Annotated in this window: 27 protein-coding genes; 8 read left to right on the plus strand and 19 right to left on the minus strand. The window is 46.2% G+C overall.

All coding sequences use genetic code 11. From position 1 onward, the window contains the following. Window positions 1-52: 52 nt before the first annotated feature. The 3 genes from EGC76_RS04945 to EGC76_RS04955 all read left to right on the plus strand — a co-directional run bounded on the left by EGC76_RS04945 (window position 53) and on the right by EGC76_RS04955 (window position 3,641). The gene (locus EGC76_RS04945; RefSeq protein ID WP_128351901.1) at window positions 53-1,177 is read left to right on the plus strand and encodes an S-(hydroxymethyl)glutathione dehydrogenase/class III alcohol dehydrogenase; all 1,125 of its coding nucleotides are present in this window, start codon (window positions 53-55) and stop codon (window positions 1,175-1,177) included. Further along, window positions 1,170-2,015 carry an S-formylglutathione hydrolase gene (fghA, locus tag EGC76_RS04950; RefSeq protein WP_128352099.1) on the plus strand — a complete coding sequence of 282 codons (846 nt, stop codon included), beginning with the start codon at window positions 1,170-1,172 and terminating at the stop codon, window positions 2,013-2,015. The genes EGC76_RS04945 and fghA overlap by 8 nt, the downstream gene beginning before the upstream one ends. A 105-nt stretch (window positions 2,016-2,120) precedes the next feature. Beyond that, the gene (locus tag EGC76_RS04955; RefSeq protein ID WP_128351902.1) at window positions 2,121-3,641 is read left to right on the plus strand and encodes a putative bifunctional diguanylate cyclase/phosphodiesterase; all 1,521 of its coding nucleotides are present in this window, start codon (window positions 2,121-2,123) and stop codon (window positions 3,639-3,641) included. Here EGC76_RS04955 and EGC76_RS04960 read toward each other — a convergent pair. Both EGC76_RS04960 and EGC76_RS04965 read right to left on the minus strand, forming a co-directional pair. After that, entirely contained in the window at window positions 3,613-4,530 is a 918-nt protein-coding gene (locus tag EGC76_RS04960; protein ID WP_128351903.1) for a sensor domain-containing diguanylate cyclase, read from the minus strand. The genes EGC76_RS04955 and EGC76_RS04960 overlap by 29 nt on opposite strands. Next, window positions 4,527-5,867, minus strand: coding sequence for a diguanylate cyclase domain-containing protein (locus tag EGC76_RS04965; RefSeq protein WP_128351904.1), 1,341 nt, complete (start codon window positions 5,865-5,867; stop codon window positions 4,527-4,529). Before EGC76_RS04965 ends, EGC76_RS04960 begins: the two co-directional genes overlap by 4 nt. 146 nt (window positions 5,868-6,013) lie before the next feature. Between EGC76_RS04965 and EGC76_RS04970 the strand changes: the two genes are divergently transcribed. Beyond that, a complete protein-coding gene (locus tag EGC76_RS04970; RefSeq protein ID WP_128351905.1) occupies window positions 6,014-7,369 on the plus strand; it encodes a patatin-like phospholipase family protein in 1,356 nt (451 codons plus the stop codon). Here EGC76_RS04970 and EGC76_RS04975 read toward each other — a convergent pair. The 5 genes from EGC76_RS04975 to EGC76_RS04995 form a co-directional block, all read right to left on the minus strand. Next, the gene (locus EGC76_RS04975; protein ID WP_128351906.1) at window positions 7,366-7,509 is read right to left on the minus strand and encodes a DUF3149 domain-containing protein; all 144 of its coding nucleotides are present in this window, start codon (window positions 7,507-7,509) and stop codon (window positions 7,366-7,368) included. The two genes, EGC76_RS04970 and EGC76_RS04975, sit on opposite strands and share 4 nt — an antisense overlap. A gap of 85 nt (window positions 7,510-7,594) precedes the next feature. Further along, the gene (locus tag EGC76_RS04980) at window positions 7,595-8,032 is read right to left on the minus strand and encodes a SixA phosphatase family protein (RefSeq protein WP_164876795.1); all 438 of its coding nucleotides are present in this window, start codon (window positions 8,030-8,032) and stop codon (window positions 7,595-7,597) included. A 54-nt stretch (window positions 8,033-8,086) separates the two neighbouring features. Beyond that, window positions 8,087-8,575, minus strand: a complete 489-nt coding sequence (locus EGC76_RS04985) for an LURP-one-related family protein (RefSeq protein ID WP_128351908.1) — start codon at window positions 8,573-8,575, stop codon at window positions 8,087-8,089. Window positions 8,576-8,628: 53 nt separating this feature from the next. Beyond that, window positions 8,629-9,150, minus strand: a complete 522-nt coding sequence (locus EGC76_RS04990) for a GNAT family N-acetyltransferase (RefSeq protein ID WP_128351909.1) — start codon at window positions 9,148-9,150, stop codon at window positions 8,629-8,631. Next, on the minus strand, window positions 9,126-9,485 hold the full coding sequence (locus tag EGC76_RS04995; protein WP_128351910.1) for a diacylglycerol kinase: 360 nt from the start codon (window positions 9,483-9,485) through the stop codon (window positions 9,126-9,128). Before EGC76_RS04995 ends, EGC76_RS04990 begins: the two co-directional genes overlap by 25 nt. 179 nt (window positions 9,486-9,664) lie before the next feature. On the opposite strand from EGC76_RS04995, the gene EGC76_RS05000 reads away from it, so the two are divergent. After that, a complete protein-coding gene (locus EGC76_RS05000) occupies window positions 9,665-11,557 on the plus strand; it encodes an LTA synthase family protein (protein ID WP_246013904.1) in 1,893 nt (630 codons plus the stop codon). Between the two features lie 79 nt (window positions 11,558-11,636). Next, a complete protein-coding gene (locus EGC76_RS05005) occupies window positions 11,637-13,817 on the plus strand; it encodes an EAL domain-containing protein (RefSeq protein ID WP_128351912.1) in 2,181 nt (726 codons plus the stop codon). Between the two features lie 13 nt (window positions 13,818-13,830). Here EGC76_RS05005 and murI read toward each other — a convergent pair whose 3' ends face one another. The 11 genes from murI to EGC76_RS05060 form a co-directional block, all read right to left on the minus strand. After that, window positions 13,831-14,580, minus strand: coding sequence for a glutamate racemase (gene murI, locus EGC76_RS05010; protein ID WP_128351913.1), 750 nt, complete (start codon window positions 14,578-14,580; stop codon window positions 13,831-13,833). Beyond that, entirely contained in the window at window positions 14,577-15,926 is a 1,350-nt protein-coding gene (locus EGC76_RS05015) for a histidine kinase dimerization/phospho-acceptor domain-containing protein (RefSeq protein WP_128351914.1), read from the minus strand. Before EGC76_RS05015 ends, murI begins: the two co-directional genes overlap by 4 nt. Continuing rightward, window positions 15,917-16,579: a winged helix-turn-helix domain-containing protein gene (locus EGC76_RS05020; protein ID WP_128351915.1), complete on the minus strand. Its 663-nt coding sequence runs from the start codon at window positions 16,577-16,579 to the stop codon at window positions 15,917-15,919. The genes EGC76_RS05015 and EGC76_RS05020 overlap by 10 nt, the downstream gene beginning before the upstream one ends. Beyond that, window positions 16,580-17,230 (minus strand): tetratricopeptide repeat protein, encoded by a 651-nt coding sequence (locus EGC76_RS05025; protein ID WP_128351916.1) that lies wholly within the window; start codon window positions 17,228-17,230, stop codon window positions 16,580-16,582. After that, entirely contained in the window at window positions 17,227-18,027 is an 801-nt protein-coding gene (locus EGC76_RS05030) for an SDR family oxidoreductase (protein WP_128351917.1), read from the minus strand. The genes EGC76_RS05025 and EGC76_RS05030 overlap by 4 nt, the downstream gene beginning before the upstream one ends. Then, window positions 18,024-18,680, minus strand: a complete 657-nt coding sequence (locus tag EGC76_RS05035) for an iron-containing redox enzyme family protein (protein WP_128351918.1) — start codon at window positions 18,678-18,680, stop codon at window positions 18,024-18,026. The genes EGC76_RS05030 and EGC76_RS05035 overlap by 4 nt, the downstream gene beginning before the upstream one ends. A gap of 9 nt (window positions 18,681-18,689) precedes the next feature. Continuing rightward, entirely contained in the window at window positions 18,690-20,111 is a 1,422-nt protein-coding gene (locus EGC76_RS05040; protein WP_128351919.1) for an AMP-binding protein, read from the minus strand. Next, window positions 20,105-20,665, minus strand: a complete 561-nt coding sequence (locus EGC76_RS05045; RefSeq protein WP_128351920.1) for a thermostable hemolysin — start codon at window positions 20,663-20,665, stop codon at window positions 20,105-20,107. Before EGC76_RS05045 ends, EGC76_RS05040 begins: the two co-directional genes overlap by 7 nt. 154 nt (window positions 20,666-20,819) lie before the next feature. Then, on the minus strand, window positions 20,820-22,208 hold the full coding sequence (locus EGC76_RS05050) for a serine hydrolase domain-containing protein (RefSeq protein WP_128351921.1): 1,389 nt from the start codon (window positions 22,206-22,208) through the stop codon (window positions 20,820-20,822). A 20-nt stretch (window positions 22,209-22,228) separates the two neighbouring features. Beyond that, entirely contained in the window at window positions 22,229-23,122 is an 894-nt protein-coding gene (locus EGC76_RS05055; protein WP_164876796.1) for an aspartyl protease family protein, read from the minus strand. Between the two features lie 50 nt (window positions 23,123-23,172). Then, window positions 23,173-24,081, minus strand: a complete 909-nt coding sequence (locus EGC76_RS05060; protein ID WP_128351923.1) for a glycosyltransferase — start codon at window positions 24,079-24,081, stop codon at window positions 23,173-23,175. Between the two features lie 138 nt (window positions 24,082-24,219). Between EGC76_RS05060 and EGC76_RS05065 the strand changes: the two genes are divergently transcribed. Continuing rightward, complete coding sequence (locus EGC76_RS05065; protein WP_128351924.1) at window positions 24,220-25,101, plus strand: hypothetical protein; 882 nt, start codon at window positions 24,220-24,222, stop codon at window positions 25,099-25,101. Between the two features lie 25 nt (window positions 25,102-25,126). Here EGC76_RS05065 and EGC76_RS05070 read toward each other — a convergent pair whose 3' ends face one another. Further along, entirely contained in the window at window positions 25,127-25,474 is a 348-nt protein-coding gene (locus EGC76_RS05070; RefSeq protein ID WP_128351925.1) for a zinc ribbon domain-containing protein YjdM, read from the minus strand. A 185-nt stretch (window positions 25,475-25,659) separates the two neighbouring features. Here EGC76_RS05070 and EGC76_RS05075 point away from each other — a divergent pair, with 185 nt between their 5' ends. Next, window positions 25,660-25,896 carry a hypothetical protein gene (locus tag EGC76_RS05075; protein WP_128351926.1) on the plus strand — a complete coding sequence of 79 codons (237 nt, stop codon included), beginning with the start codon at window positions 25,660-25,662 and terminating at the stop codon, window positions 25,894-25,896. The last annotated feature ends 332 nt before the right edge of the window (window positions 25,897-26,228 follow it).

A 26,228-nucleotide genomic window follows, 5' to 3' on the forward strand; every position in this document is an offset into this window, starting at 1 on the left:
TCGCGTATCAGTTACACTAAGCTCTCAACACTGAACCATAAGGGAAGTAACTATGGAAATGATTAAAACACGTGCGGCAGTTGCATGGGCTCCGGGCGAGCCGCTATCAATTGAAGAAGTTGATTTAATGCCACCACAAAAAGGTGAAGTTTTGGTGCGCATTGTTGCAACGGGTGTGTGTCACACTGATGCCTATACGTTATCTGGCGCTGATCCTGAAGGCGTCTTCCCCGCCATTCTTGGACACGAAGGCGGCGGTATTGTAGAAGCTGTCGGTGAAGGTGTTACTTCAGTGGAAGTTGGCGACCATGTTATTCCTCTTTACACACCAGAATGTGGTAAATGTAAATTCTGTACATCAGGTAAAACAAACCTCTGCCAAGCAATTCGCAGCACGCAAGGCAAAGGCCTAATGCCAGATGGCACAACCCGCTTTTCTAAAAACGGCAAACCCATTTACCATTACATGGGCACCTCAACTTTTGCTGAACATACGGTTGTGCCAGAAATAGCTCTTGCCAAAGTGAGCAAAGAAGCCCCTCTCGAAGAAGTGTGTCTATTAGGTTGTGGTGTCACCACCGGTATGGGTGCAGTCATGAATACTGCCAAAGTACAGCCGGGTGACACTGTTGCAGTATTTGGGCTAGGTGGTATCGGGCTTTCAGTCATCATTGGCGCCGTTATGGCCAAAGCTAGCCGTATTATCGCGGTCGATATTAATGAATCTAAGTTCGATATCGCCAAGCAATTGGGTGCTACTGAATGCATCAACCCAAATGATTATGACAAGCCTATTCAAGAAGTTATTGTTGATATGACCGACGGCGGTGTCGATTTTTCTTTTGAATGTATCGGTAATGTCAAAGTCATGCGCTCAGCATTGGAGTGTTGTCATAAAGGCTGGGGTGAATCGGTAATCATTGGTGTTGCCGGTGCCGGTGAAGAAATTTCAACCCGCCCATTCCAACTGGTTACAGGCCGAGTATGGCGTGGTAGTGCCTTTGGTGGTGTTAAAGGCCGAAGCCAACTACCTGATTATGTACAGCGCTACCTCAACGGTGAATTTAAACTAAGCACCTTTATTACCCACACCATGGGCTTAGACGATATTAACAAGGCGTTTGAGCTCATGCATGAAGGTAAATCGATTCGTTCGGTTATTCATTATGATAAATAAGATTAACGAAACCAAAGCATTTGGCGGTCGCCAAATTCGTTATGAGCACAGCTCAAACACACTGAATTGCACCATGCAGTTCAGTGTGTTTTTACCGCCACAGGCTGAAACCAGCAAAGTTCCGGCCCTCTACTGGCTATCAGGCTTAACCTGTACCGATGAGAACTTCAGCAGCAAAGCGGGTGCTCAACGCGTCGCCTCTGAGTTAGGTATTGCGCTAATTATTCCAGACACGAGCCCACGCGGTGAAGATGTTCCTGATGACAGCGATGGCGCCTATGACTTTGGCCTCGGTGCTGGATTTTATGTCAACGCAACCCAACAACCATGGGCCAAGCATTACCAGATGTATGACTACATTGTTGAGGAACTGAGAACGCTTGCCGAAAGTGAATTGCCGTTAAATGGCAAACGCAGTATCAGTGGCCATTCAATGGGTGGGCATGGCGCCTTGGTCATGGCAATGCGTAACCCGGATCTATATCGCAGTGTGTCAGCATTTTCTCCTATTTGTCACCCAAGTCAGTGTCCATGGGGAGAAAAGGCTTTCAGTGGCTATTTAGGCGACGATAAGCAAGCTTGGTTAGACTATGACGCCACGGAGCTGTTACTTAAGCTGAAACAGTCGCCCCCGCTTCTGGTATCGCAAGGTGAAGCCGATAATTTTCTAGCCGAGCAGTTGCGCCCGGACGATCTCGCTGATGCGATTCGCCAAACCGGTGTGCAAGGAACCATTGAGCGCGTTGACGGGTATGATCATAGCTATTACTTCATTGCCAGCTTTATTGACGAACACTTGCGTTTCCATGCCAAATATCTTGTTAACTCACTAAACTAAAACGAAAATAAAACTGGTCAAAAAATCTGCTCCTTGCTAAGGTGAAATTTACCCATTTCGGTACGTTGTAAGTACTATGCGAGTTAACCTGACAAGGAGCAGTTTATGTCGCCACGTCGAACTGCCGCTGCCATTGCGTTTCTCTACCTCTTTCTGGGCTATCTCTGGATTAGCTTTTCAGATCGCTTTGTTTTAACTCTAGCTGCTGAGTCACTCTACCTTACCGAACTGCAAACCTACAAAGGCTGGGCTTATGTTACAGTTACTGCGGTTTTGCTTTACATACTTGCGCACAGAGCGCTGCAGCGAGAGCGTAACTTATCGGAACGCGATGGCTTAACTTTATTGTTGAATCGCCATATGTTTGAACGTGAGCTGCAAAGCGAACTGACCTATGCCGACGACAACGATCAAAATTTAATTGTCATTATTTTTAATATTGATGGCTTCAAACAAATCAATAGTCATGTGAATCTCGAGGCCGGTGATAAGTTTTTGATTGCAGTCGCTGGCGTATTAAGGGAGTCATGCCATCAACAAGCGTTAATTGCACGCTTTGGCGGCGATGAATTCGCACTTGCCCTACCTGACGCACGTTGGCCTGATGATGGCCTACCGTTGTTGCAAAAAATACAGCGCCGTATTAATCAATTGCGTGTGCCTGAAATCCCAGAACTTAGTTTCACCTCCAGCGCGGGCGTTGCGTTGTATCCGCGCGACGGCCGCAGTGCGGAGAAGCTAATCGACGCATCAACACTTGCATTAGATGAAGCTAAAACGAACAGTCGCGGTAGCCATAAGCTATTCAATGCCGAACTAAGTCAAGTTATGTCAAGTCGAGCCCGGCTATTACTCGACTTGAAATTAGCACTCGACCACAACCAACTCACTGTTGTCTATCAACCGCAGTTTTGTGTTCAGGAAAATCGTATGACAGGCGTCGAAGTTCTCGTTCGCTGGCATCACCCTGAGCGCGGTATGATTCCGCCAAGCGACTTTATTCCGCTAGCTGAACAACATGGGTTGATTTGTGGCATTACCGACTTTGTGATGCGTACCGCCTTACATGAACTGATCGAAGCAGGCTTACTGTATCGAGATATCCAACGCGTTTCCTTTAACGTTTCCGCCGCAGATTTTAATGGCAATGAAAGCTGCGACCGCTTTATTGCCAACTTATCCGAGTTACCTGGTGATTGGTCAGTTATTGAACTGGAACTAACTGAAAGTGCAGCCTTGTTGAATTTGGAAGGGGTTAAACAAGTTCTGAGTGTGCTTAATAAGAGAGGTGTGCAGGTGTCGCTAGATGATTTTGGCACGGGCTACTCATCGCTCAACACGCTGCGCTTATTGCCAATTCAAGAAGTCAAAATTGATCAAAGCTTTGTTAAAGATATTGTGCAAAATAAACAGGACGCCAAGCTAGTACGAACCATTCTGGCCATGGCAAAGGCGCTACATTTGCGAGTAGTCGCTGAGGGCGTTGAAACCCATGCGCAAGCCAATTATTTAATCAATGCAGGTTGTGAAGAACTACAGGGATTTCTGTATGCCCGCCCAATGGAGATTGATCATTTAATTACCTTTATTGGTAATCTCAATCAGCAGAAACGCGCGCAATCTTAATCTGATTTTTGCCCTGCTGTTTCGCTTCATACATAGCCTTGTCTGCCACCCGCAATATGCTGGCAACATCGTAACTAAGGTTAGCATCGCCACAGTGGCATACGCCCATCGAAAGCGTAACAGGCCAATGATGTTCAGCAAATTCCTGAACTAACATTTTGCGGACACGCTCCAGCACATGCATAGCGTCTTCAAGCGTAGCGCCGGCGTGGATCGTAGCAAACTCATCGCCGCCAACACGTGCAACCAAATCGCTCGCGCGACAACCGGCCTTAACCACGTGTGCAACTTGTTGCAACACCTCATCACCGATTTCATGACCATAAGTGTCATTAATTATTTTAAAGTCGTCTAAATCAATGAAACAAACCGCAAACTGCCGCTCTTGGGTACGCAATAATTCAATATCGCGCTCTAGTTCTTCAACAAATGCACGGCGGTTGGCAAGCCCGGTCAAATGATCCGTAAGTGCCAACACCCGTTCTTGTTCTAATTCACGGCGAATTTTATCTTCGGTCAATTTGTTTGACGTTGAATCACGCACGAAGGCAATCGCGAATGGCTCACCGTCAAATTCAACATGACTCAGCATGATTTCAACGTGAATCATGCTTTCATCTTTGCGCCGACCTAAAAACTCAAACCCTTTACCCATCGGCCGATTTTCAGCACGACTAAAAAAAGCTGCAACGTGCTTCTCGTGCATCATATGCACAGCAGCAGGTAGCAAAATATCCAGCTTGTTACCGATCAGTTCACGACGTTGCTGATAACCAAACATCGAAACGAGCATACTGTTTACCAGAACCAACTCGCTGGAACGATTCATAATAAGCGCGGCATCTGGGATTACTTCGAGCAATTCGGCTATGGTGCGGTGTGTCTTCATGATTTCCGTTTACTTTTATACATCTTACTATCAGCACTGTGAATCAGTGCATCTAATGTTTTTCCGTTGGCTGGGAACAGTGCATAACCTAAACTCGCGGATACCTTGATGTCTTCTGACTTATAACGAATCGGCGCGGCAATCACTTCAGCTAATTTTTCACATTGCTCCGCAACAACTTTTTCGTTGTCGATACCCATCAACACAACCAAAAATTCATCACCACCAATACGCGCTACGGTGTCGGTTGCGCGCGTGTGGGTCAGCATGCGTTGCGCTAAGGATTTTAACACCAAATCGCCAGCTTGATGACCAAAATCATCATTAATTCTTTTAAACCGATCGATATCAACCACAACAACGGCAAACGGCGTTGGGTGCCGGTCATACAGATGAACTAAGGTTTGCAATCGTTCCATAACCATACGGCGATTCGATACATTCGTAAGCGGATCAAGCATAGCCTCGCTGTAAGATGTGCGGTACCACACAAACAATGTAAAGAGCATGATATATAAAGCGATAACATAAGGATATCCGATCAGTCGCACCCGTTGGCGTTCCCAAAACCCACCATTTTGGCTGGCATCGGTCGCCAAGGCGATCAACCAATATCCATTTGGGAAACGCACCCGCTCCTTAAAGTCTGCGTTGGCAAAGACCTGATCAGTACCCCAAAACACGTCGCCATCAGCGCCTTTACCATCTCGCCCTTGCAACGCTATCTCGTATTTTTCCATGAGCGCATCGATACCAACTGCGTGAAACAACACATTGATATCGATTACGACGGCTAACACTCCCCAATATTCTTCCATGCCATTTCCATGACTGAAAATTGGAATCCTATAAATAACGCCCTGCCCCCCTTGCAGTAAGTCAACAGGGCCAGCCAAAATTGCTTTGTGGGTTTCTTGCGCACGCCGAACAACGTCGCGCTGATCAGGAATTTCATCGTAGTTATACCCGATGATAACCTCATTCCCGGTTAACGGATAAACAAATGAAATGACATTATTTGGCGCAATCGCCAGATTACGTATGATGGGATTGTCATCAACGACGGTTTGGGCAGGAACCAACCAATCTGCAACATCACTGTTTGGGTGCGAAGTTAAATAACTGGCTACGCCCCAAGCACCGTAGATTGCGGCATTAAGTTCAGATTCAAGATCAGCACGCAGCCCGGTAAATTCTGATTGTAATTCACTAAGCTGTTGAGCTCGAACGCGATCTTTATTCAGCGCGTGAAAATACTCTACCGCAATTAAAGCTAGCAGTAGCGAACTGAGCACCGCGATAATAAAAGCAATTCTTCGCGCTTTCGTAGTGAACACAACGACTCCAAAAACACTGACACCCCACTAAACATATACGAACAGAGATTATTCGCAACTTAAAATTTACAATACAAAGAGCCTTGGCTGGAATAATTCATCAAGCAACTTTAAACTGAACGTATTCAAATTGTTTAGGAAAGCATATGCGACTCAAACTTGTTGCACTCATAGCACTATTAGGCGGCGGTTTGTCTGGCTGCGCTACTTACGGTGTTATCGACAATCACTCGCAAACTGAAAACGTTACGCCGCAAAATTATTCACTGGCCAACTATGCCGCTGAGCACTCGCGTTCCGATGACATTACCATTGTGCTGGCATTTTCCGGCGGCGGCAGCCGTGCTGCAGCATTGTCTTACGGTGTTCTCGAAGGTTTACGCGATACCAAAATCAATATAGGCGACCGCGAAGTACGATTGTTAGACGAGGTTGACCTTATTACCTCTGTTTCGGGGGGGAGTTTCACCGCGGCTTATTATGGCTTGCACGGTGATAAAATATTTACCAACTTTGAAGATGACTTTCTGCGCCGTGATTACGTTTCGGAATGGCTTTATGGTATTGCAAGCCCGCTGCTCTGGTTTTCCAATAAGGGGCGAACCGACATCGCCACCCGCATTTACGAAGAACGCCTATTTAAAGGCGCAACTTTTGCTGACCTGAATCAGCGTAACGGCCCATTAGTACTTATCAATGCCTCAGATCTGGGCGGTGGAGTGCGTTTCTCTTTTGTACAAGAATATTTCGATTTACTCTGCTCTAATATTGCCTCATATCCAATCGCTCGGGCTGTTACAGCATCTTCGGCTGTACCTGTAATGCTCAATCCAGTCGTGTTGCAGAACCATAAAGGCTGCTACAACCCAGCTCAAAACTACCTAGAAAAGCTCGATGAGAAAAAAATTAAAGAAGCCCAATTAGCACCGCAGTTAATCGATACCTTAAACGCGCTTCGCAGCTATCAAAACCGAGACGAACGTAAGTTTATTCACCTCGTTGACGGCGGCATTACAGATAACCTCGGGTTAATGGCGTTTTATGAGTTGGTCGAAATCGGCGGAGGTATTGCCAATTTTATGGAACGTATCGGCAGCAGACCATCAAAACGTCTTGTCATTATTTCCGTAAATGCATCAACCAAACCGCGCTATAACATTGAACACACCAACAAAATTGCCGACATTGAACCGATAATCAGCGCCGTTACCGATACGCAATTACATCGCTATAATTCGGCAACCATCAGTTTAATTCGCCGCAGCATGGAACGCTGGTCAGAAGAGCTTTCCACGTATTGGGAACCGATAGAACCTTTCTTTATAGAAATCAGTTTTGACGGCATCCAACAAGAACAGCGCCGCGTGTTCTTTAATCAAATACCGACTAGCTTATCGTTAAGTGAAGAACAAGCAGACGAGCTGACCCGAGCAGGCGTTGAGCTCTTGCAGCACAACGCCGAATTCCAACGCCTACTTTACGAAATAGAAGGTAAAGATTAGGATTTTTGATTGGATTCTTCTTCTGTTGCCTTTTTTATAAAGAAAACAGCGTAGAAAACACACATTCCAATCACGATTGCTAATCCGCTGAACGAAAAAAAGATAACTGGGTCAGTGAAGAATTCGCGTAACAGGTTCATAACCTTACTCCGTATGTGGTTTATAGGAGTATGTTAGTAAATCTGTAGCTTTGAATATTGATTTCGATCAATCTTTTTATTGCTGTTAGGGCTCCAGTGATAATCGCGTTGTTATCACATCATCCTTAACCACAGTCAGCATGAACACATCGCCGTAATCTTGCTCACTAAGCTCAATAGCGTTGCCTCCGGCTAATCGCACGAGTTCCGGCACTGTATTGCTATGCCCTACAATCAATGCATTTTGCTGTTGCTCAAGTACGCTCTTGATTAGGGCCTCACTGTCGCCAGCAGCATAAGTTGTGATGGCAACATCTATCATCTCGGCAGTGGGCTTTGCGGTCTGTTGTGCACGCTGGTATTTGGTTGCATAAACATGCTCCAAATCAACATGCTTCAACAAATGCGCCAAGTTAAGTGCCCGTTGCTGCCCCAGTGCAGACAATTCTGGGTCGGGTTTATCGGGCACCTTCTCCGCGTGGCGAACAATGAATAAGGTCATAACTTCGGTGGGCTCCGCCATAACTGGGCCTCCAAGGCAAAACAATAAAACGGCGAGACAGATATTTTTCATATATTAATCTGACGCTTTCTTTTCAAGTTGCATGGCTACAATTGCCGCTACGGTAAATAGTTCATCATTTAAGTCATCCGTTTGCATCTCTACCTGGTGCTTGTCACGAATGGAAATCAACTTTTCAGAAGCTTTCGCAAGTAATTTATCGCGATGATAAATCGTAAACGCTAAGTCGAGTAAATTTCCCTTAAACTCGGCGCCATCATAAGGTCCGCCGGTCACCCAATACTCGCGTTTAAGCGAGAAGAACTTGCGCTGCAAAACCATATCGCCAAGTTGGCCACTCACCAAAAATGTTGGACGAATCGCCAAACGCTTATGGCGTATTTGCATAATTTCTTGATCAGCTTGGTTGAAAATTCGCCAGCGGCGCCGCAGCAGTGCAAACTCACCTTTGGCGTAATAACACAGAGCACCGTTCGTATCCGTAATATCAATTCGGCCGAAAAGCGAAACAATTCGCGTGGAAACAATCAAACCCCGAACCATGGTTGCCTCTTTCTTATTGTTTTTGTAATTATTTGACAAAGAGTGCCATATATTTAGTCATTTAGGTAGCGGTAGAGCTTTAACCGCTCATGTTCCGGATTCAAAACATAGCCGATATCTACAAAGTTGAGTTTAAGGAGTAAGTTGATGGATGCCTGATTGTTGGGATTGACAATTGCATCGACGATCCCCACGCCCTTTTTCCCGGTTAAATAACTGAGCATCAAGAATGCCGCGCATCTAGCAACACCCTGCCCCCTCGCATTTCTTAATAACGCATACCCCAAATCAATGTGTTCCAGAAAGTCACGTTTCAATACACTAATGACCCCCATCGGGTAACCATCATCCGCCGCGCGAATCGCCCAAAGGCCCAAATAGTCAGGCTGATTGAGCACACCTTTCTCGAGATAGGCCTGCGTCTGCTCTTTGGTACGAACGCCCCGATCGCCAATATTGGTAATAAAATCTGGGTCATTGAGCAGTTCTAATAGAAAGCTAACATCGTTCAAAGACACTTTTTGTAAAACGATTTTATCGCTTTTTAGCGTTAATAAATCAGAATTGAGCCCCATACCACTCCCATTAATACCAATGCAAAAAACACGGCCGCCGAAGCGATGTCTTTCGCGCGCCCACTTAATTCATGCAGCTCAGGCCCAACACGATCAACAACGGCCTCGATTGCTGAGTTTAACAGCTCGGTAATAACCAAAATAAACAAAGTTAGTATCAGTACGAGACGTTCAACTAGTGTTACATCAATCAACAATGCGATGGGCACCAATACCGCGCACAACAGCGCCTCTTGCCTAAAAGCAGCTTCAGATTTCCATGCCAACCTTATTCCACGCATTGAATTAAATGTGGCATGAATTATTCTGTCAATTCCTGTTTTATTCGCTTTCATATGAACCCTCAGTGCACAATAACACTTTAATTTACCAGCTCTTTCTTAAGCCTTCCTTAAGGTTTCACTGATAGCTTGTACCGAGTAGAACTTTGAGGTTTAAGTTAATGGTACGAGCAATAAAACAAGGTACAACAAGTTTCATCCCCGTAGCGCTGTTTGTTGTGAGCAGCTTGCTTATGCTAAGTCTATTTCGCTTCGGTTATTTTATTTTATACACCGAACGCGTTATTGAAGCGATCAATCCAATTGAATTTTTCCTGTTAGGAATACGTGCCGACTTGATTCAAATTGGCTACTACACGCTTGTTCCATTATTACTGTTCCCGTTCTGTAACTTTCGTAAAACACATCAATTGTGGCTCAAGTTTTCGGTGCTGTGGTTTAGTGCCTGCTTTGCGTTGCTGTTTTTTATGGAAATTTCTACGCCTGCGTTTTTGGCACAATACGATACACGGCCAAACCGCCTGTTTTTTGAATACCTGCTGTATCCTAAAGAAGTATTTTCCACGCTGTGGAATGGTTTTCGTGGTTGGCTAATTCTAGGCGTTACCGCCAGTGGCTTGGTCATTTATACCGTTTACACGTTTTCAAAGTCGATGCATAAGCGGTTAGCTCAACGAACCACACACCACGGTATGGCGTGGTTACTTTTGCCTGTTGTTTTGGTTTTTACCGTTTTGGGAATACGTTCAACGTTAGCACACCGACCTGCCAATCCTGCATTCTTTGCGGTTTCGAGTGACGCTATGGTGAACTCGTTAATATTAAACTCGAACTATACACTGGCTTATGCGGTGTATAATTTAAAGCATGAAGACAAAGCTAATCGTGTGTATGGGCAGTTAACAGACGCTGAAGTTATCGCAACAATTACTGCCGAAGATCACCTGAAATCAGCGGATTTCCCGTTTAAAAATTATCCGACCGTGCACTTTCAAGCCGCTTCGAATAAACGTGAAAAACCGCTCAACATTGTCATTATCTTAGAAGAGAGTTTAGGTGCAACCTTCGTGGAGTCGCTCGGCGGATTGCCTGTTACACCAAATATCGAACGGCTAAAAAACCAAGGGTGGTGGTTTGAAAACCTCTACGCTACGGGTACTCGATCGGTACGTGGTATCGAAGCCGTCGTATCTGGCTTTCTGCCATCGCGCGCCCGCAGTACTGTGAAGCTCTCAGATTCGCAGCGCTATTTTTTCACAATTGCAGATGCGCTAAAACGCCAAGGCTACACCACCGAGTTTATTTACGGCGGTGAGTCGCATTTCGACAACATGGCTGCGTTTTTCACCGGCAATGGGTTTTCCAACATTATTGATCAAGATGAATTCAGCAATCCTGTATTTGAGGGCAGTTGGGGCGTTAGCGATCAAGACTTGCTAACCATGCTGCATGCTCGACTCATTGAGCAACAGGGTTCATCACAACCTTCTTTTACCTTGGCGTTCACCTCGTCAAACCATGAGCCATTTGAGTTCCCTGACAATCAAATAGCACTTAGTGAACACCCCAAACAAACCGTTAACAACGCGGTTAAATATGCTGATCATGCATTGGGCCAGTTTTTCGATAGGGCCATGCAAAGCGACTATTGGCAAAACACGTTATTTCTGGTGGTTGCTGACCATGACACCCGTGTTTATGGAAATGACTTAGTTCCCATTCAAAAATTTCATATTCCTGGTCTCATTCTTGGTGGCGACATAAGCCCACGCGTCATCGATACCGTAACCAGCCAAATCGATTTAACGCCAACACTGCTCTCATTAGCTGGTGTAAGTGCTTATGTGCCGACCCTGGGTCAAGACCTAAGCAACCCTGAAACTCCCCCAGCGAATCGTGCCATGATGCAATTTGGTGACAGCTATGGTTGGCTACAGGGCAATCAACTCACCGTTTTAACCACCGACGGCAAGCAGCACCAATTTACTTACCAAAGAGACAGCAAAGAGTTACTGCCCTCGCATCAATCTCTTGCTGATAAGCAAATTAAACGCATTCAAGCATTTGCTATGGCGCCCTCGGTGCTCTACCAAAGCCATGCCTATTACGTGCCAGTTACCCATTAATTTTTGTTAAAAAATTGCTTTTATTGAAGATTATGCCATTCTAAACCAATAACTTAAGCAACTATTGAGTAGCAGAGGAATGGCAACGTGCTGTAAGCGTTTAATCGTCAGTTTTCTTGTGTGCTGTGGGGTATTACCTCTCGCCTCCTTTGCCGCACCGGAAGAATTAACTTTTGTTGGGTCGAAATTTTATCCGCCGCTGCAATGGCTTGATGCAAACAATGAGCCGCAAGGTTTTATTGTTGAACTTGAACAAGCTCTTGCCAATGAAGGCGACTACCCAATTACTCAAACTCTATTGCCGTGGAACGAAGCACTCCAGGCAGTGCGAACGGGACAAGCTGATGCAGTAGCTCTGATTCCTTCCGAAGCCCGCAGTGAATATTTCGATTTTTCTGAACCCTTCTACTATGTCGCGCACGGCATTTTTTCTCACTCCAACGGCATCCAATACGGTAATTACGCTCAGCTTGAAGGTAAAAATGTTGCCGTGGCATCAGGGGCTTTTGCCCAGCAGCAACTCAGCGACAGTGGCTATAACTTTGAATTGATAAGCGCTAGTGATGAATTGCATTGTTTACAGTTAGTCGACAACCGAACCGCAGACGCCTGTATCGAAGTAACGACAACGTCGCGTCATTTAATCACCAATAACAAGTTACAAGTCGCACTTTCTAGCCCACCGTTTTGGCCGCAATCATATGCATTCGGTGTGCGTAAAGGAAACAAGGAATTATTAGCGCTTATCAACAAACAACTTGCGATGATTCAAGTCAACGGCACCTATCAGAACGTTTACCAAAAGTGGGTAGCCCAACTTGAATGGCAAGAGCGCACCTTTACAAGTAACCTTAAAGCGCTCGGTTGGCTGGTGTTTGGCATTGTTTCTATGGCTGCGGCAGGTTTTGGCTGGAGCTATGTTCTAAAAAAGCAAGTTGCGCTGAAAACCTACCGAATTCAACAAGAACTTGACGCCCGCAAAGTACTACAAAAACGCCTCCACTTTTTGGCCAAACATGAAGTGATAACAGGGCTTTATAATCGCCCTGCTTTTACGGAGTTGTTAGATAAGCAAATTAAGGCGCACCCTGAGGACCACCCTACGGTCATCGTGATACGCATTGCCAATATAGATTCCATTACGTCTTTGTTTGGCTATGACATTACCACTGACCTACTGATTGAGTTCTCAGAGCGACTCAAAAAACAAGGGTTCAAATACGCAGCCCACTTTGGTGTAGGTTTATTCGCCGCTGTCGCAGATGCGGAGCTAACTACCGAGGCAATCATCGATCTCGCCATGCAACCGCTAGAATTCCAGTCGATTGATTTCGAGCCCCTGCTTGCTTTTGGTCTGATTCGACATAAGGACTTCGGTACAATCCAATCGAACGATGCACAAGAACTATTACGACAGGCTTTAACTGCCGTTTCAGTGTCACAAAAAGACCATAAACTCTGGGTTGAGTACTCGCCAGGATTAGAGCCCAACGCTGACGATTTGCGGTTGTTAAAAGACTTTCACCAGTATGGTACCCGTGATTTTTTCCTGCATTATCAGCCTAAGCTAAGGTTAGAAACAAACACCATTCTTGGTGCAGAAGCCCTGGTACGTTGGCAACATCCGACACTCGGTGTGGTGCCGCCAAGTAAGTTTATTCCGTTAATGGAAGAATCGGGTCTTGTCACACAAATTACCCGCTGGGTTATTACCGAAACAATTGCGATGATGAAGCGTCATAAGTTGTGTCAAAAAGGCATCGTTATCAGCGTTAATGTATCAACACGCGATCTAACCGAGCTCGGTTTTGTGCAGTTTGTGCAAAATATCGTGAACGATATCGATCCAAAGTGCCTGCAATTTGAAATCACAGAAACTGGCTTAATTGATGATTCAGAACGTGCATTGTATGTGCTGAGTAAAATGAACGAACTTGGAATTAGCTGCTCGGTGGATGATTTCGGAACAGGCAACTCATCCCTTTCTTACCTCAGTAAGTTCCCCGTAGCTGAAATAAAGCTCGACCGAAGCTATGTGTTTGATATTGCAGAAAACGACCGTAACTATATGATAGTGCGTTCAACCATTGAGCTGGCTCATATGTTGGGCATATCGGTTACAGCAGAAGGGGTTGAAGATATTGCCACGATTAATGTCCTGCGAGAGTTTAATTGTGAAACCATTCAAGGTTTTGTTATTTCTCGTCCAATATCCGAAGATGAAATTGTCGGGATGTTTTTAAGAGAAATTAAGATTTAATGAGGCAGCTTGGCTAAGTGCCAGCCAGTCCCCAGTGTTTTGCAGTGCGCTGCAAGGCTTCAACATTTTCTGAAGCTAACAGCTGAATTGGCGTTTGGGAGAAATGATTGGTTAGCCCAAGCTCCTGCTTTAGCCAGGCAACCATGGCTTCGCCTGAATGAATCGTTTTAGCCCCATCAAAATAATCAGCAATTTGCGGTGCAATAAGCGGAAAATGTGTGCAGCCCAGCAGCACGACATCTGGTTTTACTAATTCTGAAAAATAATGATGCATGGTTTCCCGCAATATCGGGCCTTCAAATAACGCTTCTTCAACAATGGGTACAAATAATGGTGTGGCAATTGCGTCAACACAGTGAAATCCCAACGCTTGAATTCGTTGCTGGTAAGCGCCCGAGTTAATCGTTGAACGTGTTGCGATAATCAATATGCGCGCATCGTTATCAATGCCTTCAAGCTGTTGCAAGGCGAGCACACCCGGTTCGAGTACCCCGTATACGGGTTTATTCGACTGTTGCTGCATTGCAGCCAGGGCAGTGACACTCACGGTGTTACAGGCCACAACTAAACAATCAACATCGGTACCATTAAAGAACTCAACCGCTTCAAGCGCGTAGCGTGTAACAGTATTCTTATCTTTGTTGCCATAGGGCACACGCGCAGTATCGCCATAATAGAGCAGCTCACTAAAACAACCACTTTGCTGCAACGAACGCGCAACTGTTAAACCGCCAACCCCACTATCAAACACACCTACTTTCACGCATTTTCTCCCCATTTTATGCGGCAGATAAAATACGTGTCTTCGCGCGCAAACTCAACCTCTATAGCGAGTTGCTGGGCAAGATTTTGCACAATACTTAAACCAAGGCCTGAACCGTCTATATCCATTTGCTTACCACGATAGAAACGCTCAGTCAGGCGCTCCAACTCTAATGAATGATCAGGCGCCACTTGGTTTTTAATCTCCAGTTCCTGATCGGAATATGTAATTGAAATCGTTGTGTTCGGTGGTGAATATTTAACGGCATTGTCAATTACGTTGGCCAGTAAAACACGCCAGTAACTTGGGTGACTTTGATGCATTATCCGATCAGGCAGATCAACACCAAAGGTGATGCCCTTTTGTTCGGCAAGTAAATAACTGTCGGCGATAACTTGCCGCACTTCACGGGCAATATTGACGGGTTCAGAACCAACTTGGGTTAATTCAGCTTTTGAGAGCATCAATAAGCTCTCAACTAATTTCACCAACCTCTCAGTACTTATTAGCAAGCGCTCTATTTGCTGCTTTTCTATTGGGTCCTTACTGACCAGCAGGTTCTGCAAACTCGCTTTCAATGCGGCTAGCGGCGTACGCAATTCGTGGGCGGCGTCAGCGGAAAAACGCTTTTCGCGAACAAAGGTTTGCTCAATGCGAGCTAAATAGTGATTGAGCGCCTGTTTAACTAGCACCACCTCTTCATCTTCGTTGCTTTGTTCAAATGGGCTATAGTCATCGGTGCGACGGTGACGAAGTGCTGCGGCTAAACGCCGAAAGCTGGTGAAGCTTTGGTTGATGGTCCACCACCCTAACCATAACATCAATGGCAGCAGTAACAGCACCGGAACCAATGTATCTACCGCGAGATCTGTTCGCAACTCAGACCGAAAACTATCCTCTTGCAGCAGCAATATTTGATAATTGCCGTCTGGCGTTAGCATCCCGAAGCTGTGCCAAAGCGTTGCTGCTATTATAAATTCATTAAAACCGGACTGATACGGTAATGCCCTGTGGTCTGGCGCGCCTTGCGTGCGCATGCTCCAGTCTTGGTTGATGCGTTCAATTCGATATGCAAGTTTCTCTTCATATTCATGTTCGCTCACAGACTGCAGAACTTGATGAGTCGGCTGGGTAAGCTCAGCGCGGTTCACCGGCAATAATGCCGCAAGTGTTTTCGCCTGCTGGACCATTTCAGCATCAAATAGCTCATCAACTTCATGGCTTACTTCATAATAAATCCACGTGGCCGACAAGCCTGAACTGACTAAGTAAACAACGGAAACGGTAATCAATATACGTCGTCGTATTGATTTGAATTTTGCGCCAAACGCCTTAATTATTTGCATGTTAAGCGGTATCCAACGCCGCGAATCGTTTCAATCCATTCTTTATGACCAAGCTTTTTACGCAGGTTTGACACATGCACTTCCAACGCATTGCTCTCCACTTCAGTCTCTGCTTGGAACACCGCAGATTCTAAGCGGTCGCGGCTATGCACGCGCTCAGGTGCTGACATCAGTGCTTTTAACAACTCAAACTCACGACGCGATAAATTAATTGTCTGGCCTTCGGCTTCAACCTCACGCGTATTGGTATTGAGCTTTAATGCGCCCACTACCAAATCTGACGACACATAACCACGCTGGCGGCGCACCAAAGCGCGGAGCCGTGCGGCTAGTTCGTTCATATCAAACGGCTTGGTCATGTAATCATCGGCACCCAAATCTAAATGAGTGACTTTGTCATGGGCCTGATCACGTGCAGTTAAAATCAGAATCGGCAGCACTAATCCCCGCTTCCGGCTTCCGGCTAATATCCGTGAGCCCTCTAAATCCGGCAGCCCGAGATCAAGTACCATGGCGTCATATTGATGATGATTCAGCTCGCTGATGGCCGCGGCGCCAGTGCGCACCCAATGCACACTGAACTCGCGGTCTGCTAAGCCAAGCTGTACCGCTTGGCCAAGCAATGAATCATCTTCAACCAATAACACCTGCATCTAGTTCACCTTAGCGGCAATTTTTTCCATTAAAGCCTGAATTTCTTGTCGACGCTTTTCATCAGCCAGCGGACGTTCAGGCCGTGGCGGTGCTTGCAATGCATGCTCTGCCGCAATTTTAGCGCCTTGATAATCGCCCTGCTCATATAGATAGTCGGCGTAAAAGTAGTTCGGGTCAATACCGTCAGGGTTGATTGCTAACGCTTTAAGCAGTAATTCCCCGGCTTTCTTATCATCGCCAAAGCCCAACGGCCAACCTGGCACTTTGTAATAAAGTGTTCCTAAGCTACCGTAAGCTGAACCATCCAAGGCGTCAGGATCAAGTTCTAACGCATGCTCCAGTGACTTACGGGCCTTTTTAGCCAGTCCAAGAGCACCTAAGCCGCCTTTGGCGCCAGCATAGGTACTTTGAATAATGCCGCGCCAAACATAGGCGTCTGCATTATCAGGCTCACGTTCTATCCAAGCATTGGCTTCGGCCACAAGCATATCAAAAGCTTTCTCTTGCTCATCATCTTGCAAGGTATAATTGACCTCGGCCCAGCGTGTCTGAATGTGCAAAAGCTCTTCAGATTCAGCTGCCAAAGTCTGAGTGCTACCAATAGCGGATAAGGATAACGCGATAGATAAAACTAAATTGCGTGCTTTCATTGTGGGTACTCCTGAGATAATTTTTTCAAAATTGCGCGAGGCTTTTCCATACTGCTGTCTACCATGTTCGGTAGTAATCCATTCATTCGTGCGAACAGCTTTTCTGGCCAGCCCAGGGTTTGATTGCGGCGGCCTGCTGCTATTTGGTTGATAATTTGGCACGCGACCCACGCCGGTGAATCTTCTTTGGTTTTCAATAAGTTGTTCATCGCACTCATCAAACCTTGATTCATGGATGTACGTATTGCGCGCGGAGCGCAATAAAACACCTTAATTCCCTGCGCGCCAAGTTCACGCTGTAACGCTTGAGTAAAGCCGCGCAAACCAAATTTGGAGGCGCTGTACAGAGCTTGGCCTGGGTAACCAATAGCGCCAAACACAGACCCAATATTCATAATCCAGCCGTCAGCAGCAGGCAGTAATGGCATGATTGTTTGGCAACTCTGCATAGGAACAATCAAGTTGGTTTGCACCACACGTTCAATGCTCGCGTTGGTTGCTTGAGAAAACAGCCCAACCTGCGTGATAGCAGCATTATTAATCAGGCCTGTTACTGGATGCTGATGTTGTGCTTGCACATAGGTCGCAAGCTTTTCGGTAAAATCTGGTGCAAGTAAATCAGCCGCCAGATAGGGTTGCTGCAATTGCTCTGCGAGCGCACTCAATGTTTCCTGATTGCGCCCGACCAAGGTAACGCGCGCACCCAGAGCGCTAAGTTGACGGGCAAGTTCAGCCCCCAACCCACCCGTTGCGCCTGTTAGTACCACATGTTGTTTGGCCCATGAAAAGTGTTTCATGAAGCTAACTCCGGTATAGCACGGAACATATCACCATAGAGGCGGTAAACGTGGCGCGCCGTACTGATAATTGCCCGCTTTGACGGTTCATCGCTCACTTTATTCATAAGGGATTCAAAGAACTGCACATGGTCTTGGTCAAGATCACCATGTGAAAGCAGGTAGCTAAACGCCGAATCAGGCAATTTAAGTTTGGTTTGAATCTGTCGTGCAGCTTGGGTTGCTAGTTTTACGCTGGTTCCTTCAAGCACATGCGCCATACCGAAGAATGCCGTGGCGTTTACATCGTCAATTTGATGATAAACCAACGCAACCATTGCGGCGGTTGTTGTGTGCGGTTCACTTTCAACAATGGTTTGTGGGTCAATTCCTGTGGCCTTTAAGTCATTTAATATCCAACGTTCATGGCCATACTCTTCATTAATGTACTCAATTACCGCTTTACGCAGCCATTCTTGACTGCTGGCAATACGACTACCTGAGCGCATGAGCAACGGAGTTGTATGTTTTACATGATGATAGGCTTGCGTTAGAAACGCTTGGTACTCGGCCAGGGTAATATCACCTGATAACGCGCGCTGTATAATGGGTGCGCCTAATAAGTAGCGCTGCTCGTGTTCAGTTTCACTGCAAAGGTGATCGAAAAAAGTCATAGTTATGCCTCAAACGCATGAATTGATAGGGTTTAATAGATGGCGATGAGCGTGCGCGATTGCGTCACGACGCAAACGCCCTGTTCCTGTAAGCTGCTGATTAGCCACACTGAACTCATCGTGAATTAGATGCCAAGCTTGTAACTGTGCGTAATCTGGAAGTTGATGATTAACCGTAGCGACTACTTCAGCTATTTTCCCCGCATTTTTTGCATCCGAATTCCGGCAAACAATTAATGCCGTCAGCAAACGCTCTTCACCACCAAACACTGCAGCCTGCAGCACTTCGGGGTGCAGCATGAGCAAGCCTTCAAGCCATTCAGGGTCAACATTACGGCCAAAACTGGTCACAATGGTGTTCTTCTTGCGGCCTAAAACTTTTAAATTACCGACAGCGTCAAATTCGCCAAAGTCGCCCGTTAAAATCTCTTGTGGGTACCAAGAACTTGGTTGATTGAGGTAACCCAACATGCAGTTACCCTTAACGACAACCTCGCCATTTACAATTGCAACTTCAGCATGATCAAGTGGCTGCCCGACGGTGCCAGCCGCCGGAGCTGCTGGATTATTAAAGGTCACCACAGAACCGAACTCAGACAAGCCGTAGCCTTGCACCAACGGCAAATTAAGTAATTGTGCAGCATGCTCAAGTGAATCTGGCAGTCGTGCCCCACCTACTGCCAGCAACTTAAACTGACTTGCAGGAATTGCGCCTATTTGGGTGCCTGCGACAACGGCAGCAGCTAACCCCGGCGTTAATATAAGACTCTCAGGCTGAAAGGTATTCAATGCGTTAAAGAAAACCTGCAGGTCGAGCGACGATGAGCCACTTAGCCCAAGCACGCGGTTTGAGGCTAGCTGCACTTCATGGCCCAACCAGAGGCTTAGATAAACCCCCGCGATGTTCTCGAGCAACACTGCCAATGGCATAATCGCTAGGTGCCTTTTGACCTGAACTGCACTCAGTCGATCAGCCAGTGCCGTTACTGTCATCAGTAAATTTTCCGCGGATAAACAAACCCCTTTTGGCGAACCGGTACTGCCCGAGGTGTAAGTGATTTTCACAGTGCCATTCGGTAATTCGGGTCGGTTAGATGACGCTAAAAAGATACTATCGGTTTCATTGATAAGTACTTGCGCTCCGCTGTCCTGCAATAAGTCACTGCGCTGCTGTGCTGTGAAAAATGGCGGTACCGGAACAACAACACGCCCCGCAAACAGTAATGCAAGGTCATGAACCACCCAACGAATACTATTTGAGGCTTCTAAAGCAAAGCGCTGCTCAGTTTGTTGTTGATAGTGCTCAATGAGTTCGTCCAGCACGGCGATAAGTTGGCTGTAACTGAGTTCTTGCTCATGCTCACGCAAAGCTACTTGGCCTGGATTCGCCGTGGCATGCTGGCGTAAGCGCTGATAGAAAGTTATCAACATGCCATTGCCTGTGCTTCTGGTTGTCCCTGATGGGTCCAACCCGCTAATACGCGCGGTTGATGTTGGTAATAATCGCCCCATAGGTTTTGCAACTCACTTGGTAAAGCTGACTGTGTTGCATCGGCCAAATAGCTCAAGGCTATACCTGAGCGTTCAAGTTTTAGCTGGAGGTAACGGGTTGCGGTAAATACCACGGCGCTGCGCTGATGCACTTCAAGCGCGTGAACGATTGCGGCAAATAAAGTAGGTAAATAAGTCGCTGAAATCGCCGCCATAGAGCCAACCTCAGCAATTTCGTCCCGCTTTGGCATGGGCAAACCAGCAATATCATGTGAAGTAAGGGGTTTGTTTAGATAGCACTCGGAAAATAGCGTGCGTTGCTCAGCGAATTGTAAGCCACATGCAGCAACCAATTGTTCGTGGTCGTTGACGGCCAAAAGCGTATCGGGTAACTGACTTAAGCATGCTTTGAAGCTGAGCCAATAGCGCTCGCAAATAAATTGCTCCACTTGCGCACGCCGCGTATGGTTCTTGGTTACCAATTGATACTGCATGATACGTTCCTTCAGCGGCCATTACCGCGTTTAGCTTTCATGCAGCTAAGATAGTTTGAATTACTTAAGGAAAGCTTAACGTACTGAGGGAATATCTGTAGTAGCGAGAACTTGAAAAGTTCCCGCTACTATCATTCATGCGAGTAGTAGTGGGCTATTTTTCCAGTGCCGCGAGAACATCGCGTACAAAATCATGCTCACTAAACCCTTGCTGGCCAGCCATATCATAACCACGGCGCACAACAACGAGGTCTTTACTCGGGATAATCACGAGGTATTGGCCACGATTGCCACGCGCGGCAATAGTATCATTCGGGAGTTCAGGGAAGCGTTCATTATACAGCCACCACTGCGCACCATAACCGGGCGCGCCTTCATTCGGTTGCGCCGGCGCAGGTTTACTAATATAGGCTAACCAGTTTTCCGGTAATAAGCGCTCACCTTGCCAGATACCGTTCTGTAGATGGAGCACCCCCAATCGCGCTAGATCACGCGCGGTTGTCCATACCTGTGATGACATAATAAAATCATCATTCCAATCGGTCTCAAGAAAGGTGTGTTGCATACCAATCTTGTCAAGCAACGCTTCATAGGGAAATTTTAGAAAGTCTTCGCTATTGCCAAAACTCTCTCGCACCGCCCGCATCGCTAACATCGTATCGTTATTCGCATACTTCCAACGCGAACCCGGTTGCACTTCAAGTGCCGTCGTTACAGCCGTATCGACGACACGTCCACCACCCATATATACACGATCGGTGCGGTTTCCAGCGGCATTACTATCTAAACCTGAAGCCATATGCAGCAAATGTTCAAGCGTAATATGGCGGCGCGGATCAAGTGATGATTGCCAATTTGCGATGGTTGCCGGTGCGTTGACCTTCACATCACGATGCAATACTGCTGCGCCAACAACGCTTGCCGCTATACTCTTGGCAACCGACCAAGTTCTCTGCGAAGTTTCTGGCGAAAAGCCGTCAAGGTAATGCTCAGCTATGATTTTATCGGAAGTTGCAATCAATATGGCTGTGGTACGTGCGCCTGAACCATAATGCTTTGAAAATCCTTTTATTATCACGTCATCAAGATCTAAATTACCAGTAACCTCATTCACCGGTTGGCGAATCTGCCACGGTTCGCCATTGTCTTTCGCCAGCGCGGCTTCTGCAAACGGACGCGATACCTTATCGGCATCCGCTAACGTTGCTCCGACCGGAAGGTCGACACAGCCTAAACGTGCTCGCCATACTGAAATTCGCTCACGCTGACCATCATCGTACGCCACACGCACCAGCTTGTTTTCGCGATCAATATCTGCCTTCATTGCCGCAACTTTATCGGCCACCAACGGATAAATACCAGAGAGCTCGTGCTCGCGTATCGCGTCCTCAGACTTGTTTGCATTAAATATGGCACTGCAGGTGTACCCTGCAACATAACCTGCCGCATAACTATTGATCGTTGTTTCATCTTCTTGCCCTTGCGCTGCCCCAACGAACAACGTTAAGGGAAGAACAAACGAAGATAGGATGCGCCTGCGCATAAGCATTCCTCTTTATCTATTTACTCTGCGTGAATATGTCCGCGACCGAATTTATAGTCAATGGTTAAAATAAAGTGTTGCAGAACATCATAACCAATTAAGCCATCAACACGCACGCTACCAACACGGGTATTTAACTCAGCTTCGGCTTCGCCGAACTTCGCGTTAACGCCTGCTTCAGGCACCGTAATGCCCACATTCTCAAGTAAAAATGGACCAAAACCTAACGTTGGAATGCGGAAAAACTCTACATTCCCTGTTGTATTCACCCCTTGTGAAATGCCCTGTGTTAACGGGAACTGTGTTAGCCAACCGTTATTCTCTGCCACTTCACGACTTAAGTAGACGCCGCTGGTACTGCCGGTATCGAGAATCAACCACGCCTCAGTGTCGCCATTTAAATCAACCTTCACAATCGGATCACCAATGCCACGTCGAGGCCGCATGGGTAGATTTTTAACCTTAGCCATATCAATCGAGTCATGATCAATAAACCGCATACGACTATTTGGGTAATCGAACTGCAACACGAATTGCTCAAGTACAGGCGAACCTATAATAATCGCCGTATCTTCGCCGCCAAAATTGAGCTCAACATAATCTAATGCCAGGCTTTGACCGAACATATCGGTTTTAACGTCACGGTAAGCAATGCGCTCTTTCGTACCGTGTGCGCCTTGAACTTTAATTTTACCGCGGTGTTTCTTTGGATTAAGCCCATGCTTTTCTATAAATGCCTGATTAATCCCATTAATATTGGCACCTGAATCCATAATGGCCCAGCCTTCAACACCTTCAACTTGAACTTTGACACGAATATGGCCGCTGTCATGTTCGAAAGGTATCCATGCTGAAACGCCAGCCATTGCCGACGGTGAAAATATAAAACTGATAATGATTAGTAGCTTACACACAATACACATCCTTTTGTTATGTTAATATTTGGGGGCTCGTTAATAAAAAATCAGCGCGAAAGTAACTTGTCTTTTAGTCGACGATTTGCGGTACGCAAGCGCGCTGACAGAGTATCTTTTTTATAACGCCCTTTCTCTTCATGGCGAATTATCGAAACTTGCTTTATCGGACGTGTGCCATGCGTACCCAATATCCAGCGGAAAGCTCGGTCTTCATAGGTTTTCACCCAGCGTTCTTGTGGCTGTTGATAGCAATTAATCTGCTCACAGTAACCGTATTTACGGGCCGCATCGCCATGTACAATTTGAACGGCGCCCGTGGCTTTTTCGAAGGTGTGTTGCTTAAACTTTTGCGGAACAAGCACCGACAAATCCACCCCAAACTTTTTCACCTTACTTTTACACGAGTCAAGCAGCGCATCGTTTTTACAAAGCAACGCTGTTCGCCGTACGTGTTCAGGAAAAACCAAAATGGAGCGTTCTTTTGAAAGTTGCTTCTGCAGCGAGCTGCAGGTTTCCGGGCCGAAAATCACGTCGCAATCAGTAAACCAAATCCAGTCGGCGCGCGTGCTTTTAGCAGCTTGATTGCGCCCAATTGCACGGCGCAACAAACTTGTTTTGGGTAATGGTTGGAAGTTCCAGCGAATGTTCTTAACGTTGAGTTGCTCAAAATGTGCAATCAGTTCAACCGTTTTAGTGTCAGATTCGCTGTAGAACCCCGTGTAAATTATTTCAAAATCTTCGGGCGGATAGTCCACCAATGATTGCAATTGAAAGGCGAGTAGATGAGAGTATTGCCAACAGTGTGATACAACTTCAAAGCTTTTTAGCGGCTTGGGGTTATGATTTATGAATGGGTCGCTGGGTGTTGGGTAGAACCACCGCGCCGGCACATAGCCGGATGCAGCGAAGCGAAGGAAAAATTCCAAGCCCGAGTTCATCATTGTTGGTAAGCTCATAACGACAGCCCTATTTTAATTATTATTATTGGAATAGTGATAGTTTGCTTCGAAATTTAACCCTAGAGCAACTCGCCGTACCTGAAAAGAAAAAGTTTGTTAAAAATACGAAATTCAACTTAAGGTTCTCGTGCAACCATGTCAATTGTTAAAGTAATTCAATATCATCTACTTCGTAAATACAAATCACTTGCTGGTATCTACCTCAAACGTAATGCCGACAAATTAATTGCCGCGCGTTGGGCGCAGCAACAGGGGCAATTTCAACGCGCACCAAACGGCATTAATCAAACCTTAATGGTAAATTTAACGTCGTTTCCAGCACGCTTCGCTACGTTGCATCTAACCTTGAAGTCGTTGCTATTGCAGAATACACAGTTTGACCAGCTCAACTTATGGCTCTATCAGGAAGACATCGCTCAGCTACCCAGTTCCGTTACAGAGTTAACCCAACACGGTTTAACCATACTCCCTGTAGCTAAAGACATACGTTCGTATAAGAAGCTTATTCCCGCGTTGCAACAATTCCCGAATGCTTTTCATGTTACCGCCGACGATGACATCTACTACCGCAAAAACTGGCTGCACGAGCTGACTCGCAATTATCACGGCGACAACTCTGAAATTCTCTGCTGGCGTGCGCACCGCATTATGATAGATAAACGCACCAAGCAAGTACTGCCCTACCGTAAGTGGGAACCTAAAACAGAAGTGCGCGGGCCTGAGCCATTGCTATTTTTCACCAGTGGCGGGGGTGTGTTGTTTCCGCCGGGGTGCCTTGGCGAGCAAGCCATTAATAGTGAACTCGCCCACCAACTCGCGCCCTACGCCGATGACTTGTGGTGGTATTTTATGGCTCGGGTTAATCAATGCAGCATTCGCCGTGTAGGTGACAACCCCAAGTTAATCACGTGGAAAGGTAGTAAAGGCGAATCATTGTGGACGTTTAACAAGCAAGAAACTGGTGGTAACGACCACCAGTTTGCTCAGTTAAATGCATATTTTGGCGTGTTTAAATAGTCGCGGCTTATCGCCGCGCTATGAATTAATCGTCTTGGCCGCCTTGGCGCTTCACAAACTGTGACTTCAACATCATGTCGCCTGCACCATCCACTTTACAATCAATGTCATGATCGCCAGCAACAAAGCGCTTAATCACCGCCTTGGTGCCTACTTTCAGCACCAATGACGAGCCTTTCACTTTCAGATCTTTAATCAAGGTCACCTTGTCGCCTTCTGCCAACGGCGTGCCATTGGCGTCTTTCACCTGAACAGCATCATCTTCAACAACTTCATTCGGGTTCCACTCATGGCCGCATTCAGGACAAATCAGCAGCGCTTGGTCTTCGTACACATAACTTGAATCACATTTTGGGCAATTAGGTAGGCTCATGATTTCACTTCTTAATTAGAGATAGCGGTTAACAATGGCGTGATCATAGCGTTTTAGCGTAGAAAATAGAATCTTTCTGCCACAACCAACGTGTCACGCAATGGAAAAATGGCCAATCTGAGCTAGACTTAATACTACTTGGAATATGAAATTCAAATGCAACTCAATCGAGTTGAGGAGGCGCTATGAACTTAGACGCTATATTAAGAGATCCATCGGCTGCCTACGAAAAACCTGACGACATTTTGAACGACAGCAATCTCAGCTACGATGAGAAGCTAGAAGTTCTGGAGCAATGGGAATATGACGCACTTGAGCTTCAAGTCGCCACCGATGAAAATATGCCCGGCGCGAAAGAAGTGCCCTTGGATGACATTCTTGCAGCCAAGAAAAAGCTGAAAACAAAAAAGCCGCTCAAATGAGCGGCTTTTTATTGGTATTGGTGGAGCTGGCGTGGTTTTCCACCTAACCACTTTCATTTTTAAAACACCCGCAATCCCTTGTAAACCTTAGGACGCCTGATGTTCTTAGTGATACAGATTGTGTCACCAAAGTGGGATACGCGCAATTATTGACAAGAGTTTTAATATAATGAATATTCAATAGTGCGAGGGGTCAAAAGACTATCTTAGACAATGATACGGTAAGCTGATGTGATTTGGCGCATATCTCACTCAAAACCTGTACCTGCTTTAACGGTACTTTAACCGATAAAAAATTATCGCTCTATTTTCCATTTCAATATAGGTATCGT

The sequence above is a fragment of the Pseudidiomarina gelatinasegens genome (genome assembly GCF_004025325.1).
Classification (GTDB): Bacteria; Pseudomonadota; Gammaproteobacteria; order Enterobacterales; family Alteromonadaceae; genus Pseudidiomarina; species Pseudidiomarina gelatinasegens.